The following is a 19758-nucleotide window of genomic DNA, read 5'->3' as shown; positions in this document are numbered from 1 at the left end:
GAAAATAAAAGAAGCCAAGAAAAACACTACCTTTGCAGCGTTTTTACTGATTAACGCCATCCCTTGATATGAATAAACTAAATGGTTTCCTGTATGGTCTACTGTCTTCGGCATCCTTCGGCCTCATCCCGATGTTTACCATTCCTGCAATGCATCAAGGGATGCAGTTTGAATCCATTTTGCTATATAGATTCGCTTTTGCCACACTGGCCTTAGGAGTTATTTTGTTAATTGACGGACAGTCATTTCGTATCAACCGCCGTGATATACCTTCCCTCCTTTTACTGGCATTTTTTTATCTTATATCTGCGGTGTTCTTATTCTGGGGATATAAATTTATGGCAAGTGGGATAGCTACAACTTTGCATTTCATGTATCCTGTATTGACTACACTGATCATGATGCTATTCTTCCGGGAAAAGAAATCGATCTGGCGATTTATGGCCATAGCTCTGGCTGTGGCGGGAGTATTCTTTCTTTCTCAAGGAGATGATTCGGGAAGTATTACATTTATAGGTATCTTTATCGTTCTCCTCTCTGCTTTGGGATATGCGCTCTATTTAGTCACTGTGAGCCAGCTAAAATTAGGTCAGATGAAGGGGTTACGGCTCACATTCTATGTCTTCCTTTTCGGAACCCTGCTCCTTTTCATAGGAATTGGTACAACAGGACATATCCAACCGATCCCCAACCTGCATACAGCCGGAAATCTGGTAATGCTTGCCATTATCCCAACCGTTATTTCTAATCTTGCACTGGTAAGAGCAGTAAAATGTATCGGTTCCACACTCACCTCAGTCTTGGGAGCAATGGAACCGGTTACAGCTGTATGTGTAGGTATCTTCATGTTCGGCGAACCCTTCACGAACAGCGTAGGTTTAGGAATAATACTCATTATTACCGCAGTAACAGTGATCATTCTCAAACGGTAGAAAGATGCATATTACTCGCTTTTACCGGATATCTAACTCTTTTATAAGGTTACCCGCTTCTCCATACTTCTCAATAACGAAAAGTATATAACGCACATCTACGCCGATACAACGCTGCAAATCGGGTTCAAAAACAATATCACTGCTCATCGCTTCCCAGTTGCCATCAAAAGCAAGCCCGAGCAATTCTCCTTTGGCATTAAACATGGCACTACCGGAGTTACCACCTGTTATGTCATTGTTGGAGATAAAACAGACTCTCATTTCGCCCTTTTCATCGGCATAACGCCCAAAGTCTCCGGCACTGAACAATTCCAGTAAACGAGGACTGACCTCAAAATCCGGATCGTCCTGATGGTCCCGCATCTTTTCAAAAATCCCCAACGGAGTAGTATAATAGTTATAAATAGCGCCATTAAACGGAGAATAACTGCAAACCGTCCCGAAACTAAGCCGCATGGTGGAATTGGCGTCAGGATAGAAGTTACGGTCGACATACATCCGGCGAACAGCCGCATTAAACAACCGTTCATCCTTTTCTATGTTTTGCGAAGCCTCCACGATGGCCTGGTTCATATCATAATAAGACACCAGCAGATCAATGCCCAAAGAAATGGCTGGATCATCCAGCATACTAAATGTTGTATCACGCTCCAGATAGCGTTTCAATCCCCGTGGAGTAGTTATCTCGGAGCGAGCATACAAAGTGTCGATATAGGCCCGTTCATTGCCGTTATACAGCGTATCAATCGTCTGATACATCGGTGGCAGATATTCAGGAGAAACCTTTTCACGATATTCTTTCAGAAGTGCAGTAAACACATCTTTATCGATCGAAAGGTCCAGATTGTCATATTTCTCCAATAATTTCTTCAACCGCGCAACAACCTGCTTTTCTTCGGCTTCAAAATCGAAGTTAAGAATCTCAAGAGACAGCTGTACCAGCTCGGGCCCATTGATAAAGGATTCACCGAAATAGGCCAACGCACGGTTGGTTTCCCGACGGCTCTTATAGTTCAGTTCCAGGGAAGATAACAAATGCATCAGTTTCTCCCGTTCGGCAGGAGTATTCTGAATCCATTGACGGAGGGTCGTTTCCAACTCTCGTTTCTTTTCAAGTACTTTCAGCTTGCGGATGGCTTTGTTTGTCCCGATACTGTTTTTCCAGTAATTGGAGCTTTCATCATACTTTGAAGCATATTTGATACGAATATCTGCCCGCCGATCCATCTCACGCTTCCAAATAGCCTGCTTTACACCACGCACATCTATCATCGCCTGGTTCATACCATTCATCATCTCCTCAATGCCGAAGGAAGAGAGGAAACGTTCCGTACTACCGGGATAGCCCAAAGTCATACAAAAAGACCCTTCTTTATATCCGTCAAGCGAAACAGGTGCTACATAGGTCGGATGATAGGGTACATTGTCCGGTGAGTAATCAGCCGGACGATTCTTTTTATCGGCATAAATGCGAAAAACACAGAAGTCACCGGTATGGCGGGGCCACATCCAGTTATCCGTATCCCAACCGAATTTTCCAATAGAAGAAGGAGGAGCAAACACCAGACGAACATCGTTGAAATCGCGATAAACTGAAAGCCAAAACTCATTTCCACCATAATAAGCATCAACGACTCCCACAAGAGTAGAATCTTTGAGACTCACTTCGTCTGCTATAAGACGCGAAATAGAATCAACAGCAACCATACGTTCCTGCTCGGTCATAGCGTCATGGGTTACTTTCAGCACCCGCTTGGTCACATCTTCGGTGCGAAGCAGAAAACGAACATAAAGCTCCGGATTGGGTAACTCCTCGTCCCGGTTACGAGCCACAAAACCATCTTTCAGGTAATCGTGTTCTACGGTGGAATGTTGCTGCACACTGCTGAAACCGCAATGGTGATTAGTAAAAACCAATCCGTCTTCTGAGACAACTACCCCCGAACAAAACCCACCAAAACTAACAACGGCATCCTTCAACGAAGCCTTCTTAGGATTATAGAGTTTATTGGCAGGCATCTGCAAACCCAGTTCTTTCATCGTTTGCCGCGTTTGTTTATTCAGGTTCCCCAATAGCCACATTCCCTCGTCAGCATGAACAGCCGATGAGATGAAAAGGGCAATAATTGTAAATAGTTTAAGTCTCATCTATATTGAATTTAGCAGTCAGTTTTTTATTTTACTCTGTTATCAGACGTAGTTTCTTCGCCCCTACACGGGCTTGCAGCCATTCGGTTATTTTCCTCTTCTCACTCTCACTCGGATGACGGGTAAACTTCAGTACAGCCAATGCAATCGTATCCGTTTTCAACGAATCCACCGTAGTTTCAAGTGTATGCGAGATCGAAACGGTTGTCACTGAAGGGTACAATACCTTTAGTTCCGGTATAATAGTACGACTCATTTCATCATAAGATTTATACTTCTCAAGGTTCTTTTCCAGAGAGGAAATCTTTTTTTGTTGTTCTTGCAGCCGTTGTTCACTGTTCTTATAAAAGTCTTCCATGACCATGGCACGAATGGACGAAATATCCATTGCATCGTTGTTCATACCTTGTAGCACAACCAACTTTGTTTCCTCCAGTTTATACTGTTTCATCTTACTACGCGCCAGAGCAATAGAAGCCTCAGGAACTTCAGGACCAATAAGCACCACACGAATCTCCCGGTGTTCGTAACTAATCTTCTTATCAAGCACCTGTGTATTTTCAAAATTCAATTCCGTATTGATAAAGTGATTGGCAGCCGTTTCATAAAAAGTGCTTTTGATAATGCCGAATGTCAGATAAACAGCCGGGCACATCGTAAGGACAACGATCAGGATAATATATTTGCGTACCGTCTTCTCACGTTTCTTGTCTACAAATTCCTTCCGTTGGAAATGCATCACCCGTACTCCGATAAAGGTAGCCAGGCTAATGAAAACGGAGTTGATAAAATAGAGGTAGAAAGCTCCCAGAAAATAAATCAGGTTACCCGATGCCAACCCGTATCCTGCTGTACAGAGTGGGGGCATCAATGCCGTAGCAATAGCAACGCCCGGAATCACGTTTCCCTTTTCCTTTGTAGAGAGGGCAACAACACCTGCCAATCCACCAAAGAGTGCGATGAATACGTCATAAATCGTAGGTGAAGTACGTGCCAGCAATTCCGACTGCGCCTCGGCAATGGGGGTGAAAAGGAAAAAAACAGTTGCCGTAGTAACGCTGAATGCAGTGGTTATGAGGAAACTCTTTAAGGAGCGTTTCATCAATTCAAAGTCGTTCAGCCCGACGGATAGCCCCACTCCCATAATAGGTCCCATCAATGGGGAAATCAACATCGCACCGATAATTACTGCGGTAGAGTTCACATTCAGTCCTAACGAAGCCATAAAGATTGCGAAGATCAGAATCCAGAGGTTAGCTCCTTTAAATTCCACTCCTTTACGGATAGAGTCAATGGTTTCCAACTCATTGTCCTTGTCCTTTCGCAAATCGAGATACTCACGAAGAAAGCTCTTTACGGCAAAAATGTTTCGGTTGTCTGTTTTCATAATCACTTCTTCACAAAACGGTTAATAACTGGAATTTGCTTCAACGGCAAATCATGTTTGATGATATATCCTATAAATACAAACAGTAACAGCGTACGTAAAAGCAGGCGGAGCAACATATTATCCACCGGTATCCACTCTCCTGCCACATAGATCATTAATGCCAAAAGTACGTATCCACCGATACTCTTCAGGTCATATGCGATCGGGTATTTCTTTTGTCCCACGAAATAAGAGAGCAACATGGCAACAGCATATCCGGTGAAACCTGCCCAGGCACAAGCCATATAGCCATACACAGGAATCAGAAAGGCATTCATCAGAATAACAATCGTACAAGCTGTCAGCGAAAAGTAAGCTCCCCATTTCGTCTCGTCCGTCAGTTTATACCAGAACGAGAGATTAAAATACACACCCATAAACATCTCGGCAGCCATAACGATAGGCACTACTTTCAACCCTTCCCAGTAATCACGTCCGATAACATAACGCAATATATCGAGATAAAACATCACCGTGAGGAAGGCTAAAAGAGTGAAAATGATGAAGAACTTCATGGCTTGTGCATACATTTGCCGGTTATCCTTCTCTTTACTCTTACCAAACACAAATGGTTCGTAAGCAAAGCGGAATGCTTGTGTAAACATAGCCATAATCATCGCTATCTTACTGGTGGCTCCATATATACCCAACTGCACATCAGCCTCTACCGGATCGGGATAAACAAACGGAAAGATAATCTTATCAACCACCTGGTTCAGTATACCCGCAATACCTAATATAAGAATAGGAAAAGAGTAACGAAACATCCGCTTCATCAAATCACGATCCAGTGTATAACGGAAACCGCGCAGTTCGGATATCAGGCAAAGCATTACCAGCGATGTACAAATAAGATTAATCAGAAAAGCAGCGCCTACATTGGTTCCTTTCATAAACACGAAGTAGACAATGTTGAGAATAATGCTGGCAAAGATGAATAACATCTTTAAAGCTGCAAACTTAATAGGACGATTTTTATAACGCAGATAAGCAAAAGGGATAGCCTGTATAGCATCCATTGCGATCACAATGAGCATCATCCCAAGATACCAGGGATGCTCTTCATACCCCATTACTCCGGCTATCGGCTCAAGAAACAAAAGACATACGGCAAGAAACGAAAGAGAAATAGCTGCTACAGTCAATAAGGTAGTAGAGTAAACTTTCACCGGGTCTTCTCCGCCCTTATTGGCAAAACGGAAAAATCCGGTTTCCATACCGCATGTAAGTAGTACAAGCAGAAGTGCCGTAATGGCATACATATTCGTAATAATACCATATCCTCCCGTAGAAGCGGGCATAGAAATTGTATAAATAGGCACCAACAGATAATTGAGGAAACGCCCTACTATGCTGCTAACACCATAAATGGCAGTATCTTTGGCTAATGACTTTAATCCACCCATGTTAATTAGTGATTAACGAGTTAGTGATAAGTGATTAGTTTTGGCTGTGCAGATACTTGCTGTTAGCAACTTCATTATCTCTTCGGCATCAGTAAACATACTACTATATTCTTCTGTATTTAAATACGAAGTTTCATGAAGTAACTCCAGCCAATAAAGAGACTCGTTACATTCTTTCTGCGCAATAGCATATTTATGAACGAAATCAAGTTTACTTTCTGCATATTCTCCTTCGCGTTGTAAAGCACCAATAGCTGTACCCGAACGTAGCAATTGTTTTGACATTATATGTTCATTTTTAGTTTGTGACAGATACTGATAGAGCTTTACAACACGTACAGCAAAAGCCTTGGTCTTAGTTTTCAAAATCCCTTTTCTATATTCCATACGCTCAATCGCTTATCACTAATCATTTATCACTAATCACTAAAACAGTGTTTGTTGACTACTATAAAGACTCCTCCCCAAATGTTTGTAAGCCAGTTCCGTCACTTCACGCCCACGAGGGGTACGTTTCAGGAAACCTTCTTTAATCAGGAACGGTTCGTATACCTCTTCGATTGTTCCGGCATCTTCACCCAAAGCGGTGGCAATGGTAGTAAGTCCTACCGGACCACCCTTGAACTTATCGATAATGGTACAGAGGATCTTGTTGTCCACTTCATCCAATCCGTATTTGTCGATATTCAGTGCTTCAAGTGAAAAAGTAGCAATCTCCGTATCAATAGAACCGGAACCCTTCACCTGAGCAAAGTCGCGCACACGACGAAGCAGTGCATTGGCAATACGAGGGGTACCCCGGCTACGCGAAGCAATCTCTCCCGCAGCGGGTATCGAACAAGGTACATCAAGGATAGCAGCCGAACGACGGATAATATTACTCAGCACATCGTCATCATAATATTCAAGATGCAGGTTAATGCCAAAACGCGCACGCAACGGAGCTGTCAACAGCCCACTACGGGTAGTAGCTCCCACCAGCGTAAAAGGATTCAGATCTATCTGAATACTGCGTGCAGAGGGTCCTTTATCTATCATAATATCAATCCGGTAGTCTTCCATAGCAGAGTACAGGTACTCCTCTACCACAGGTGACAGACGGTGGATCTCGTCAATAAACAGGACATCGTTCGGTTCAAGACTGGTAAGTACACCCGCCAGATCACCGGGTTTATCGAGCACCGGGCCTGAAGTGACTTTAAAGCCTACTCCAAGTTCATTGGCTATAATGTTTGAGAGAGTTGTTTTTCCCAATCCGGGAGGGCCATGCAGCAATACATGGTCTAATGCTTCACCACGAAGACGGGCGGCTTTGACAAAAATGCGGAGATTCTCCACCACCTTATCCTGCCCGCTGAAATCCTCGAAGCTAAGGGGACGGAGCGCATTCTCAAAATCCCGTTCCCGGCTTGTCAACTGATGATCGCGTATATTGAAATCTTCTTCCATAAAATCACATCCTCGTTCTTTTATATATCGTACAAAGATAATGCAAACCGAGAGTAGAATAAAATGAACGCGTTCATTTTTTATGCCAAGGTGCAGCTTATCTTCGCTTTTTTAACAAAGATAGTACAAATCAGAGAATAGTTGTATCGAGCAGACAGGATAATTGCCTCCTTTTCCGAATATACCTCTGATAAAGTAGCCGGAATACATGGATTATCTCAAACTATTTCATCTTGTTCAATTAGCGCTGCATATAGTGTTTCCGCTCTTCATCCGTCAACTTCTCTATCGAATAGCGAAGCATCGTACGGGGCATTTCACGTGCATACTTATCAAGAAACTGTAGTAATAAGTCCCGATTCCGTTTCCCCATTTCACGAAGCATCCAGCCGATAGCTTTCTGCATCAGATCGTGTTTGTGATGTAACAACAGTTCCGACAAACGGAGGATATCGACGAAATCGTTGTTTCTTATCAATGTAGCCGTAGCAACTACCGCGATACGCTGCTCCCAAAGAAGCGTACTACCGGCAAGACGATACAGATCTTCACGCGATTTGTCTCTCAGATACTCTCCTACAATATAGGGAGCTGACAAATCCACCAAGTCCCAGTTATTGATCCGTTCCGTTTGTGTCAGATAGAAATCATAGATCTCTTTTTGCTCCTTTTCACCGGACTTCTTGAAGCGCTCTACCAACATAAGCAATGCGCAGAGGCGGCACTCGTGCCAGTCACTTTGCAAGAGTTCTGCCATCACCTCAAACGGTTCTTCTTTGTGCCGCTTTGCCACCAGACGTGTATTGGGAACTACTACCCCTAAAAACTTATCACCTTCTCCGTATTGCCCCTTCCCTGTCTTAAAGAAATTGGGCAAATATTCCCTTTTCACCGGGTCAATATATGCTTCCAGCTCTTTCTGAATACTCTCAACTTTTGTCTTCATATCGTTATCTGTATAAATATAGCAAACCGAATCCCCGCCAAAAATAAACAAAATATGGATGATTAATGGAAAGTTATATCTATTTTTGCAAATAATACAGTAAGTACATTATGGTTCTAAATTACATCTGGATAGCATTCTTCATCATAGCTTTTATCGTAGCACTCGGAAAGCTTATCTTCACAGGAGACACACAAATATTTACCGAAATCATCAACTCTACGTTCAGCTCATCCAAAACGGCTTTTGAGGTTTCTCTCGGGTTAACCGGGGTTCTCTCCTTATGGTTGGGCATCATGAAGATTGGTGAAAACAGCGGTCTTATCAATGCACTGTCGCGTTGGTTGAGCCCGGTATTCTGCCGCCTGTTTCCCGATATCCCCAAGGGACACCCCGTAATGGGATCTATTTTTATGAATATGTCTGCCAATATGCTGGGACTTGATAATGCTGCTACTCCGATGGGGCTCAAGGCAATGAAAGAGTTACAAGAACTGAATCCGAAAAAAGATACGGCCAGTAACCCAATGATCATGTTTCTTGTTATCAACACTTCCGGACTGATACTGATACCTATTTCAATCATGGTATACCGTGCCCAAATGGGAGCTGCACAACCTACGGATATCTTTATCCCAATTCTGCTCAGTACATTCATTTCAACATTAGTGGGAGTTATTGTTGTTAGCATTTCCCAACGCATCAACCTGATAAACAAACCCATATTGATATTAATGGGAATATTGAGTCTTTTTTTCGGAGGTTTGATTTACCTTTTCACTGTTCTTTCACGTGAAGAAATGGGAACTTACTCTACGCTGATTGCCAATATCATACTATTCGGAGTAATCATTCTCTTTATCCTGACGGGCATACGAAAGAAAATAAATGTTTACGATTCTTTTGTAGAAGGAGCCAAAGAAGGGTTCAGTACTGCCGTACGAATCATACCTTATCTGGTAGCTTTCCTGGTAGGTATTGCAGTCTTTCGCACTTCAGGAGCAATGGATATTCTTGTCAACGGAATCGGACAGGTTGTAGGATTTTGTGGACTGGATACCAGCTTTGTCGGTGCTTTGCCTACCGGACTGATGAAATCACTGAGTGGCAGTGCTGCCAACGGATTGATGATTGACACCATGAAACAGTTTGGCCCCGATGCCTTTGTATCCCGCGTCAGCTGTGTAGTTCGCGGGGCATCAGACACCACATTCTATATTCTGGCTGTCTACTTTGGCAGTGTAGGCATTACAAAAACAAGAAATGCCGTTACCTGCGGTTTGATAGCCGACTTTTCGGGTATCATTGCTGCCATATTTTTCAGTTATTTATTTTTCTTTTAAAACAATACATTATCATGGCTGTAACTTATCAGACAGAGGGCGTAAAGATGCCCGATATTAAGAAACGGGAAACCACAGAATGGATCAAATCCGTAGCTGCCACTTATGGAAAGAGACTCGGTGAAATCGCCTATATTTTCTGTTCGGACGAAAAAATATTAGAAGTGAACCGGCAATATCTGCAACACGATTACTATACAGATATCATCACATTCGATTATTGCGAAGGAGATCGTCTTTCGGGCGATCTTTTTATAAGCCTCGATACTGTAAAAACCAATTCCGAACAGTTCAATACCACCTATAACGAAGAACTTCACCGTACTATTATTCACGGTATCCTTCACCTTTGCGGCATCAATGACAAAGGGCCGGGAGAACGGGAGATAATGGAAGCGGCAGAAAACAAAGCACTGGCGTTGCGATAGGGTTGAAAACTCTACATATATTGTCCATTATAAGGGGCAACATTGTCCAAATGAACTATTATGGCATTTACTTAAACAAAGGATACAGACTGATTCCGGTGAAAAAACCTTTATTTGCATAACTGCTGGTGAGAGGTGAGTTCTCTTTATATCTTACCGGCAGTTAAGCTTATTAAATATATAATCTTAAAAAAGTAAAGGAAACACCATGAAACATCTATTTTCAAGTTGGGCAATCAGCCTGTTTGCCCTGTTTATTATTGTCCCCAACAGTTTTGCCGCCAAATGGAAAGCCGAACATGTCATTCTTATCGGCCTCGATGGATGGGGAGCTTATAGCGTAGAGAAAGCAGATATCCCAAACACCAAGAGTTTAATGGAGAACGGTAGCTATACTTTAAAAAAACGTTCTACACTCCCCTCTTCAAGTGCTATAAACTGGGCTTCCATGTTCATGGGAGCAGGTCCGGAACTGCACGGTTATACCGAATGGGGATCTAAAACTCCGGAACTTCCCTCACGCGAATTGAACCAGCACGGTATTTTCCCTACCATTTTTCAAGTACTGCGGGATGCTGCTCCGAAAGCAGAGATTGGTTGCCTGTACGAATGGAACGGCATTAAATATCTGGTAGATACACTTGCATTGAGCTATCACAAACAGGCACCGGATTATAACAAGTATCCCACTGCTCTGTGCGAAATGGCAGTTAGCTATCTGAAAGAAAAGAAGCCGACCCTCACACTGGTTGCTTTTGATAATCCCGATCATATAGGTCATGGTGCAGGTCACGACACACCGGAGTATTATGCCAAACTGAAAGAACTGGACGGATATATCGGACAAATTATTCAGGCTACCAAAGATGCAGGAATATTTGACAAAACGATCTTTATTGTTACTGCAGACCATGGTGGCATTAACAAAGGACACGGCGGAAAAACGATGAATGAAATGGAAACCCCATTCATCATCTGCGGAAAAAACATCAAAAAAGGATTAAACTTCAACGAGAGTATGATGCAATTTGACGTAGCATCAACCATCGCCTACATCTTCGGACTGAAACAACCGCAAGTATGGATCGGCCGCCCGATGAAACAGGTTTTTAACAAATAAGAAGTCACGACATAGAGTACTACAAAAGTACGTACTTTATAGATATAAACTATGCATTTTAACTGTGCGTTAAATACGTATTTAACGCACAGTTAAAATGCATAGTTTGTTTTACCGATTATAGTATCTTGAATTATATATCCAAGAAACATTTGCATAGCATCTATAATTTGGTTAGCGTCCTACAGTTAGATAACAAAAATCACATTCGGAACCACCTTTCATTTGTAATTATTTAGAAAGATAAACAGAATAAAAAAGAGAATTGACACATCAAAAATAAGCGACACAAAGTAAACCTACAACTCATTGGCAATCAAGACATTACAAAACACAATTTTCCTCTACGAGAAACGACCCGAAACTCTACGGAGATCGGGTCGTTTCTCGTAGAGCATCGGAGTGATCTTCGTAGAGTTTCAAGATGAAAGTTCACAAAATTGACAATCGGTATAAAACGAAAATAAACCGCACGACTTTATTGTAATAATTTATTCATACCACAAAATCAAGATCCATCTCAAATAATTAAATGGATTGATTCGGGACAATAGCCCTATTTTAGAAATAAAACCTCAATCCGCCCAATACATTGACGCGATTTATTCCGCTCTTTTCATCCTTCTTTAGTTCAACTCCATCCCGTTTCGGCAAGTTACTTGCAATTGAACTGGCTGATACGCCAAGTCCCACATGGCTCGACAACATATATTCTAATCCCATAGTGACATGTGCGCCAAATCCGGCAGTACTGTAATAGGGTTCATTATAAAGAAAAAGCCCCATGCCTACTCCGCACTTCAGAATCCATTTATCAAACTTTGTACGTAATGCAACCTCCGGTGCCAGATAAGACAATACCATATCTCCTCCCGGAAGCTCCGCTTTAAAACCAGAAGTCAGTACAAAAATATCCCCTTTGTCATCGTCGTCATACCTCATTGTCTCTCCACCCAAGGAAGCCGAGCAATTTGATACATCGTAACGGAAGTTTCCCTATGAGCCTCTTACTATCGATATTGTTTACAATATTATTCCTAACATCAATAAAAAGGAATAAAATCTTTACTATCTTTGCTTCCAAAGCGTAAAAACAGCTACCAGGCCGTAATATTAAATAGGTTGACAGTATAGTACTATCTATACATGCCATGATAGTCCATTTATACTATCTCTCAAATAAGATAAAGCAAGAAAAACAGATTGTAGAAATATAAAGAAACATGAACAGAACCACTAAACCAATTGCAAAATGCTTAAGCATTCTATTATTAATCACCTTATTTGCTTGTCACACGAATAAAGAATCGGCCATTGAGTTGTTTGAATACGGAAGGATTATGGAAGAAAGAATGCAACCTGATTCTGCGGTAGTTATGTATCAGAGAGCTATAAAGCAATCCATGGCCTCCAAAGATACAAAGCTAATTGGATTAATTTATAATCAACTGGGAGACTTATATCTGTCCCATTATCTATTTAATAAATCTCTTTTATCGTATCAGTCAGGGTTAAAATATAACCAATTATTCCTTGACAAAATTAATGCATCCAAATCTTTAAGAGGAATAGGGAAGAGTTATACATATCGTTCCATGCCCGATTCCGGTCTAATTTATCTATCTCAAGCCTTGCAACTATCCGAATCAATAAATGATAAGGAAGAAGTTGTTCGTATCCATAATAATATATCGAATGCTTACTTTGAACTGGAACAGTTTGATGAAGCGTTAAAACACAACATCCAAGCATTAAATATGACTAAAGATAGTACAAGCAAATATATTAATAGTTTTGCAAGAGCTGATATTATGTATCAATTACAGAAATATGATTCTGCACAATATTATTACACCATTAGTACTCAGTGCAAGAATCTTAACACCCAGGCTGGTAGTTATTATATGCTCTATGAGCTTTCAAAACTGTTAAACAATTCGGATACAGCATATTATCTCAGTCATTTTACAACACTTCGGGATTCAATTGAGGAAATTAGCCATCCGGACTTAATTCAATCAGCAGAGTATAGTTATTTCACTGACAACATTATCACGGAGCAAAAGAATAATCTAATATTTTGGATAGGCTTTGTTTTGTTTCTTTCATCTGTCGTGTTCTTAGTAACAATATCTATGCACAAAATAAAACTCAGAAATATTGAAAAAAACAGAAGAGAGGAAATAAAAAAATTAGTTAAAGAAATGAATAGGCTACACCGGAAGTTAGCCATACACATTAAAGAAAAGGAAAAGCAAACAGCGAAACTCTCACAAGTCGAAACAATGCAAAAGTTATCATTAATACAAAACAGAATTATTGATGAGATGAAAAAATATGCTACCGGATGCAACGAAAGTTTTGTGAAATCGAAATTCTGTGTCGAAATGAGAATACATTTCAAAAAATATCCTTCATTACTAACGGCTAAAGAACAAAAGAAGTTTTCAGAAGTAGTAAATACAAAATATCATGTATTCATTCAATATTTACAGGCATTTACTGATATGCCAGAAGATGATTGTCTTTTTTGTTGTTTAGCCTTGGCGCAATTTACAACTAAAGAATGCGCATTTATTCGCGGCGTCACAAATGACGCGATTCGTTCTCAAAAGACTCGGATAAAGAAAAGATTAGCAGACTCTTTTGCCTCAATAGAATTATTTGAGTTCATTTTTTCTTCAAAAATAAAAATGAATTGCTGATTTAACACAATATTTAGCTCTACATCATTGATGATCTGCAATTTACACAAAATTCACTTCGCACATCATTTAATTGTCCATACTTGAACATCGCGTTATATTTGCATCATAATAACTAAGAAACATGAGAAAAATTATTTTCATTATTACACTGGCTGTAAATGTAAGCATTCTAATGCAGGCTCAGCCAAGAGTACCGACAAGAGTAATCATCTTAACAGGTAAAGGACAACTTACTTCTCAAAACGTTGAAGTGCAAATGGATTGGAGAGGTGTTTTATTAACAAGGTTTAATCAGCCGTTAGAAAATGCTACTATTGAGATTGTGAATGCAGATGGAAAAGTTACCTATCAGCAAGACATTGATGCTAAAACTGATGATGCTATTTCTATTGAATTATCTCCCAACAAACCGGGCAAATACACCATTGAAATTATTTCTCCTCAAGGTACATTGGAAGGAGAATTTTATCTGTACAATTAATCACAAGCCCTCGCTTAATTAGTTTATACTATTGAATTTAGAAAAACCTTATAAACAAAGAAGTTGCAAAATAGAAATAATATAAACAATTTAGGGTGACGGTAAAGTGTTACTAATATGTAAATAAAACATAATAAAATCACAAATGAAATCATCAGCTATAGTCACATCTATAGAGACATTTTCAACATAAAACCACTATGTTATTCTTTACATATTACATAGTTGACACATGAGATAAAATATTGATTATGAAAAATAATACCACATTTTAAAGCGAATTATTATAGAATATAAGTTTTTTAACACTAAAATTTATTATTATGAAATGTACATTATTACTTGCTGGCTTATTGTATTTTGTAAGCAGCTGCTCACAGGATGAGAAAGTGAATACTGATCCTCCACAACCCAAGAGTGAAATTTCTGAAATGTCCGACGAAGAACTTGAAGCCTATGCGGAATCAATAGGAGCAATAACAATGGACTCATTAATGTCATGGATTAAGGCATATGAAGCAGAACATCCAATTAAAGAAGAAGTTGAACATCGGAATAGGTTGTCCGAGCTTCCTCAGACTCGGGCTCAGGAAAGTGAAATTATATATGTTTATGGATATTCTTCGAAATCTGATGAGCCCATCCCTCCCAAAAACAGAAAAACTATTATTCGAAATTCTCCTACAGGAATGGCGGATGGTGTCTATTTTTGCAATTTGTACAATGTAGCAAAGATGGTGTATCTCCCAGAAGGTGCTTTGGGAGTAGGTCTGCCTTCGCCAAACTGTGGATTAGATCCAAATGCAATAGGCGGCGGTAGCCGAGGGTTTTCATTCAGTCAAACAGGTAATAAGTTTTATATGCGAACAATTGGGTATGTGATTGAATATGACATTACAGGAATAAACTGGGGACGTTGGGATCCGCCTTTGAACAGCCTGGAATATAGATATAAGTACTTTTATTAACATACAAATATCATATGCTTAAACATTTCATCTTAACTATTAGATGTTTAATTATATGACATAGTAGGTGGGGTATAATTATCTTAATAATATAGAGCTCTAGATAATTCTTCCATGAGAGTTCAGGGTCTAGAGCACAAGATTCTATTGTTAGAAACTAATTTAGCTCACCTACTTATGTAAATTTAATTAAAAGCTTTATGCTTTGGAGTATATTTATAATTTATACCCTAAAGATGCTCCGATATTAAAAGTCCGATTATTCCCAAACATTTTATTGGTACTACTATTTTTAAATGTCTTCGTAAATGTCGGAAGGTAATCACAATATATACCCAACTGAAAAGGAAAAAGATCGTAATAAAATCCTGTAGTGCATTTTAGCCCGATTGAAATTTTATTAATATGCGGAATATTGGGTTCAACAAGCTCGTGTATTGATGCATTGTTAAAATCAACCCCATCTTTCATATTTATGTCAAATCGAGGGCCTATACCGCAATAAAATATTGATTTTCTCAATTGAGCTTTCAAATTGAAGGTAGTGTTTACTGTTATGCAATCTATATATAGCGTTTCCACTCCACTACTACTGAAATATTCCTCTACAAGGCCTAATGTTACTTTTCCTCCTTTTCTAAAATATCCGACATTGCTTGATAAAAAACAGAAACCTTTATCAAAATAATCTAAACCAATAGACAGTTGGAAATGATTTGCTCTTTCTTCGTACATAGTTTTTTTTGTAGAAGAAAATGAAACTCCGCTCTCTATCTTTAACCTTTGAGTTAAAGCATTTTGAGAAAAAACTATCAGAAAAAATAACACCAATAAATATTTAAACATAATATTTGAATTTGATTTAATTAATTAACGTAAACAAAATATTTTTATTACATTTATTCGGTATTTTTTTACAATAAATATCAATAATATTTTTAGAATAATAAAATGAACATGAAAACAAAAAACTATCTACTATTGTTATTTGGCATTACTTCTATATTATTTATTAACTGTTCTAATGAAGAAGAGATTACAGGTATTAATACCATGCAAGATGTTGATTTCTCACGCATGTCTGATGAAGAACTTAATATTTATGCAGAATCTGTAAAAGCTATAACGATGGACTCGCTTTGTTCATTGATTAGAACCTATGAAAAGGAAAATCCGAACTTGATGGAAATCGAGCATCAAAAGAAGATTGATAAATATAAAAGCACGCATCCTGCTACCAAGGACATGCCACCTTTGCCACCATATAAGTTTTTCTATGGATATAGTAGCTATGAATTGCTTCAAAGTAAAGTCAAGGTGCTTTTGAGGAATTCTCCGACTAACATTGGTACTGGAATTTATTTTGTTGATTTATACAATGTAACCAAGATTGTATATATGTATATTGATGGTTTATATATGGTTCCTCTCCCTTCACCAAGTTGCGGTTTTGACCCTAATGCAATCGGTAAAGGAGAAAGAGGCTTTACTGTTAGCCAAAATGGACGACAATGTACTATGCGAACAGTTGGATACCAAGTGTTATATCACGCTACAGGTGGAGGTGTTTACAAATTCGACCCCCCTCTGGACGAACTAGAGTACAGGTATAAAATTTTAGATTTTAACAATTAGTATAAGGCGCATGTATCAGGTATAACACATGCGCCTACCACAATAAAAACCTTTGCAATTAAATTTTATTATGTTTTTAAACATGAGATAGGAACGAAGAGTTTATTTAGCTCAAATGACTACTCCCCCATATGGAAAATATAAAGAAAAATGTTCTTAATCTATCATCAGGTTTCACATACTATTCAATAACTGTATGTTTGTTTACCGGATCAAACAATTAAATAAATCTATATTGAGGCAACAGGCCTATTTTAGAAATAAAACCTCAATCCGCCCAATACATTGACACGATTTATTCCGCTCTTTTCATCCTTCTTTAGTTCAACTCCGTCCCGTTTCGGCAAGTTACTTGCAATTGAACTGGCTGATACGCCAAGTCCCACATGGCTCGACAACATATATTCTAATCCCATAGTGACATGTGCGCCAAATCCGGCAGTACTGTAATAGGGTTCATTATAAAGAAAAAGCCCCATGCCTACTCCGCACTTCAAAATCCATTTATCAAACTTTGTACGTAATGTAACCTCCGGTGCCAGATAAGACAGCACCATATCTCCTCCCGGAAGCTCCGCTTTAAAACCAGAATATTGCATACCTACTCCCCATCCGGAAGTCCATATATGCTCATAGCCAAGCTTCCACTCTAAACCGCTTTTACTCCCCAAAGACACATTATTAGCATCATAGATTTTACTGCTTATCCAACCATACCCCAAGCTAACTTCAAAGGTATTAGCAGGTGCCGGATTCCTCCGCTCAGATTGCTTCTTGTCTCTGGCCACTACAAAGTTCAGATCGATGGCATACTGCACGGGATTTGCCCTCAATGTATCCACTTCATTATCTTTAAGGTAAAGCATCAATCCGGATATCTGATGGCACGAACTTCTCCAGAAAGACGGATCCTCATGCCAGGTTATAGCAAAACCATTTCCACCGGCTTTACCAACAGCCTCCTGTGCAAGATGAACGACCTCATTATACCGGCATTTCGTAGCCGTACCGGGATCTATAACAGAAACGCGTCCAATGGCTTCGGCAGTGTTGGGCACTGTCTCTCCCAATTCAAAGACCCGAACAGAATCGGCCGGAACTGGATTTGGATAAGTTTTTATCAGATTTGTCACGACTTTGGGTGAACAGGAAGCTAAAAGTAGCAATACGGAGATTGACAATAGATTAGTTAGTTTCATAAAGCTTTGTACTATTAGTTTTGTTTATATATGTTTCTTCTGCCTCTTCTCAATGACTTCTATACAGCAAAGATAAATGTTTTTTTATTTTAACGGACAATTTACAAACAGGAAAACTGATTAAAAAAAGTTCTTTTTTTCTCTTTACCTTAGTAGTACTCTTTATAATAATTATAAACTAAATAATATTCATCACAAAATCACTTTCATCAACCTTACCACTCACAAATAGATTAATTAGCTGATAAATAACTTTTTATCATATACAGCGCTCGTACTGACCCTCTATTTCAGAACAAAACACATCACCGATTTTAGTTACAATTCTTTTTGTCGCCATAATCATTTTTTTATTCCTAATCCATTCCAGAATTTCGGAGAAATTGAATTTATTTGGTTATAGGAGTTCCTATGTTTGTTAATATGAATTAGTTTCATGTTAACAAACATAGGAACTTAAAAAAATCTCAATATGCCGGAAAGAAGTACGTATACTTACCCGTCTTCAATCTCGCAATAAGATCCTCATAACATATTACATATCCATTCTCTGCATCGTAATATTTTGCAGGTAATTTGCCAACATAAATGAAAGGTTCACCAATTTTCCAGACATACCATTTTTCAGATCTCTCAACCCTGTCAATATCTCCATCTATTCTAAAAAAGACATCTCGATAGTTGCCTAACTCTAAAGATTTACCAACCTTATACCAAATACCATCTGCAATACCCATTCTCAAAACGGTATGAGCATAAAACTCAACTTCGCCAGCTATTATTTCAGAGATATCAGGAATATAGTCCATAGGATAATGTTGTTTAAATACCCGAATAACAGAACTATTTAATTGTGTACTATCTATTGCGAAGTACTGAAAAAAGCGTTTACACTGACCCTCTATTTCAGCACAAAACACATCACCGATTTTGGTTACAATTCTTTTTGCCATAATTATGTTATTACCACTTAATTTCAAAAAGCATTAAACTTTTTTTCATTGTTATTTTAAACAATCTCTAACCCATCAGGTAAACCTTCAATAAAGAGGATAAAAATGAGTATACTTACCAAATCGAAGCCTATTACAGATCGCAATATAAGGCATAATTGAACCAAGATCTGCTGAATAATACTTTGAAGGTAGTTTGCCCACAAAAATCATAGGTTCATTGAGATTCCAAATGTACCATCTTTCTGATTTAGTTACCTCAGACCCATAATCCTCAGAAACCCTAAAGATAATATTCTGTAAATCAACAAGCACTGAAGATTTTCCTATTTTATACCAAGCATTAGCTGTAATTCCACCTTTCAACATTGTGTGTGCATAAAACTCCACACTACCAACTACAATATCTGATATAACAGGAACGTAGTCCATAGGATAATGTCGCTTGAATACCCGAATAACAGAACTATTCAACTGTGTACTATCTATTGCAAAGTACTGAAAAAAGCGCTTGTACTGACCGTCTATTTCAGCACAAAACACATCACCGATTTTAGTTACAATTCTTTTGGTTGCCATAATCATTTTTTATTCCTAATCCATTCCAGAA

At 39.0% G+C, this 19758-nt stretch carries 19 protein-coding genes; 8 read left to right on the top strand and 11 right to left on the bottom strand.

Annotated features, from left to right (window positions below; all coding sequences use genetic code 11):
• The first annotated feature begins 68 nt into the window (after positions 1-68).
• Entirely contained in the window at positions 69-932 is an 864-nt protein-coding gene (locus tag K8P02_RS19045; protein WP_122201177.1) for a DMT family transporter, read from the top strand.
• Between the two features lie 21 nt (positions 933-953).
• Here K8P02_RS19045 and K8P02_RS19040 read toward each other — a convergent pair whose 3' ends face one another.
• From K8P02_RS19040 to K8P02_RS19015, 6 genes are all read right to left on the bottom strand, one after another.
• Positions 954-3083 (bottom strand): S46 family peptidase, encoded by a 2130-nt coding sequence (locus K8P02_RS19040; protein ID WP_025866547.1) that lies wholly within the window; start codon positions 3081-3083, stop codon positions 954-956.
• Between the two features lie 31 nt (positions 3084-3114).
• Positions 3115-4470 (bottom strand): TIGR00341 family protein, encoded by a 1356-nt coding sequence (locus tag K8P02_RS19035; RefSeq protein WP_002558612.1) that lies wholly within the window; start codon positions 4468-4470, stop codon positions 3115-3117.
• Positions 4471-4472: 2 nt separating this feature from the next.
• Entirely contained in the window at positions 4473-5918 is a 1446-nt protein-coding gene (locus K8P02_RS19030) for a lipopolysaccharide biosynthesis protein (protein ID WP_195571852.1), read from the bottom strand.
• Between the two features lie 12 nt (positions 5919-5930).
• Positions 5931-6305 (bottom strand): four helix bundle protein, encoded by a 375-nt coding sequence (locus tag K8P02_RS19025; RefSeq protein WP_002558610.1) that lies wholly within the window; start codon positions 6303-6305, stop codon positions 5931-5933.
• A 39-nt stretch (positions 6306-6344) separates the two neighbouring features.
• Positions 6345-7367: a Holliday junction branch migration DNA helicase RuvB gene (gene ruvB, locus K8P02_RS19020; protein WP_002558609.1), complete on the bottom strand. Its 1023-nt coding sequence runs from the start codon at positions 7365-7367 to the stop codon at positions 6345-6347.
• Positions 7368-7608: 241 nt separating this feature from the next.
• Positions 7609-8313, bottom strand: coding sequence for a DNA alkylation repair protein (locus tag K8P02_RS19015; protein WP_025866543.1), 705 nt, complete (start codon positions 8311-8313; stop codon positions 7609-7611).
• 110 nt (positions 8314-8423) lie between these two features.
• Between K8P02_RS19015 and K8P02_RS19010 the strand changes: the two genes are divergently transcribed.
• The 3 genes from K8P02_RS19010 to K8P02_RS19000 all read left to right on the top strand — a co-directional run bounded on the left by K8P02_RS19010 (position 8424) and on the right by K8P02_RS19000 (position 11204).
• Entirely contained in the window at positions 8424-9656 is a 1233-nt protein-coding gene (locus tag K8P02_RS19010) for a nucleoside recognition domain-containing protein (RefSeq protein WP_025866542.1), read from the top strand.
• Between the two features lie 14 nt (positions 9657-9670).
• Positions 9671-10084 (top strand): rRNA maturation RNase YbeY, encoded by a 414-nt coding sequence (gene ybeY, locus K8P02_RS19005; RefSeq protein WP_002558606.1) that lies wholly within the window; start codon positions 9671-9673, stop codon positions 10082-10084.
• Between the two features lie 208 nt (positions 10085-10292).
• On the top strand, positions 10293-11204 hold the full coding sequence (locus K8P02_RS19000; RefSeq protein WP_025866541.1) for an alkaline phosphatase: 912 nt from the start codon (positions 10293-10295) through the stop codon (positions 11202-11204).
• 561 nt (positions 11205-11765) lie between these two features.
• Here K8P02_RS19000 and K8P02_RS18995 read toward each other — a convergent pair.
• A complete protein-coding gene (locus K8P02_RS18995) occupies positions 11766-12146 on the bottom strand; it encodes a hypothetical protein (protein ID WP_223381688.1) in 381 nt (126 codons plus the stop codon).
• 281 nt (positions 12147-12427) lie between these two features.
• Between K8P02_RS18995 and K8P02_RS18990 the strand changes: the two genes are divergently transcribed.
• The 3 genes from K8P02_RS18990 to K8P02_RS18980 all read left to right on the top strand — a co-directional run bounded on the left by K8P02_RS18990 (position 12428) and on the right by K8P02_RS18980 (position 15361).
• Complete coding sequence (locus tag K8P02_RS18990; protein ID WP_025866703.1) at positions 12428-13909, top strand: tetratricopeptide repeat protein; 1482 nt, start codon at positions 12428-12430, stop codon at positions 13907-13909.
• Between the two features lie 124 nt (positions 13910-14033).
• A complete protein-coding gene (locus K8P02_RS18985) occupies positions 14034-14393 on the top strand; it encodes a DUF3244 domain-containing protein (protein ID WP_025866702.1) in 360 nt (119 codons plus the stop codon).
• Positions 14394-14716: 323 nt separating this feature from the next.
• Positions 14717-15361, top strand: coding sequence for a hypothetical protein (locus K8P02_RS18980; RefSeq protein ID WP_025866701.1), 645 nt, complete (start codon positions 14717-14719; stop codon positions 15359-15361).
• Positions 15362-15577: 216 nt separating this feature from the next.
• Here K8P02_RS18980 and K8P02_RS18975 read toward each other — a convergent pair whose 3' ends face one another.
• Positions 15578-16207, bottom strand: a complete 630-nt coding sequence (locus K8P02_RS18975) for a hypothetical protein (protein ID WP_147351256.1) — start codon at positions 16205-16207, stop codon at positions 15578-15580.
• A gap of 111 nt (positions 16208-16318) precedes the next feature.
• Between K8P02_RS18975 and K8P02_RS18970 the strand changes: the two genes are divergently transcribed.
• Positions 16319-16996: a hypothetical protein gene (locus K8P02_RS18970; protein ID WP_044157887.1), complete on the top strand. Its 678-nt coding sequence runs from the start codon at positions 16319-16321 to the stop codon at positions 16994-16996.
• A gap of 254 nt (positions 16997-17250) precedes the next feature.
• Here the strand turns inward: K8P02_RS18970 and K8P02_RS18965 are convergent, their stop codons facing one another.
• From K8P02_RS18965 to K8P02_RS18955, 3 genes are all read right to left on the bottom strand, one after another.
• Positions 17251-18195, bottom strand: a complete 945-nt coding sequence (locus K8P02_RS18965; protein ID WP_025866698.1) for a porin family protein — start codon at positions 18193-18195, stop codon at positions 17251-17253.
• 467 nt (positions 18196-18662) lie between these two features.
• Complete coding sequence (locus K8P02_RS18960) at positions 18663-19148, bottom strand: hypothetical protein (protein ID WP_025866697.1); 486 nt, start codon at positions 19146-19148, stop codon at positions 18663-18665.
• An 87-nt stretch (positions 19149-19235) separates the two neighbouring features.
• On the bottom strand, positions 19236-19727 hold the full coding sequence (locus K8P02_RS18955) for a type 1 periplasmic-binding domain-containing protein (RefSeq protein WP_002558602.1): 492 nt from the start codon (positions 19725-19727) through the stop codon (positions 19236-19238).
• Positions 19728-19758: the final 31 nt, after the last annotated feature.

Origin of the sequence: Bacteroides nordii (assembly GCF_019930665.1) — a bacterium.
GTDB classification, from domain to species: domain Bacteria; phylum Bacteroidota; class Bacteroidia; order Bacteroidales; family Bacteroidaceae; genus Bacteroides; species Bacteroides nordii.
Note: the sequence above shows the minus strand (reverse complement) of the source record. Positions and strands in the feature narration are given on the sequence as shown.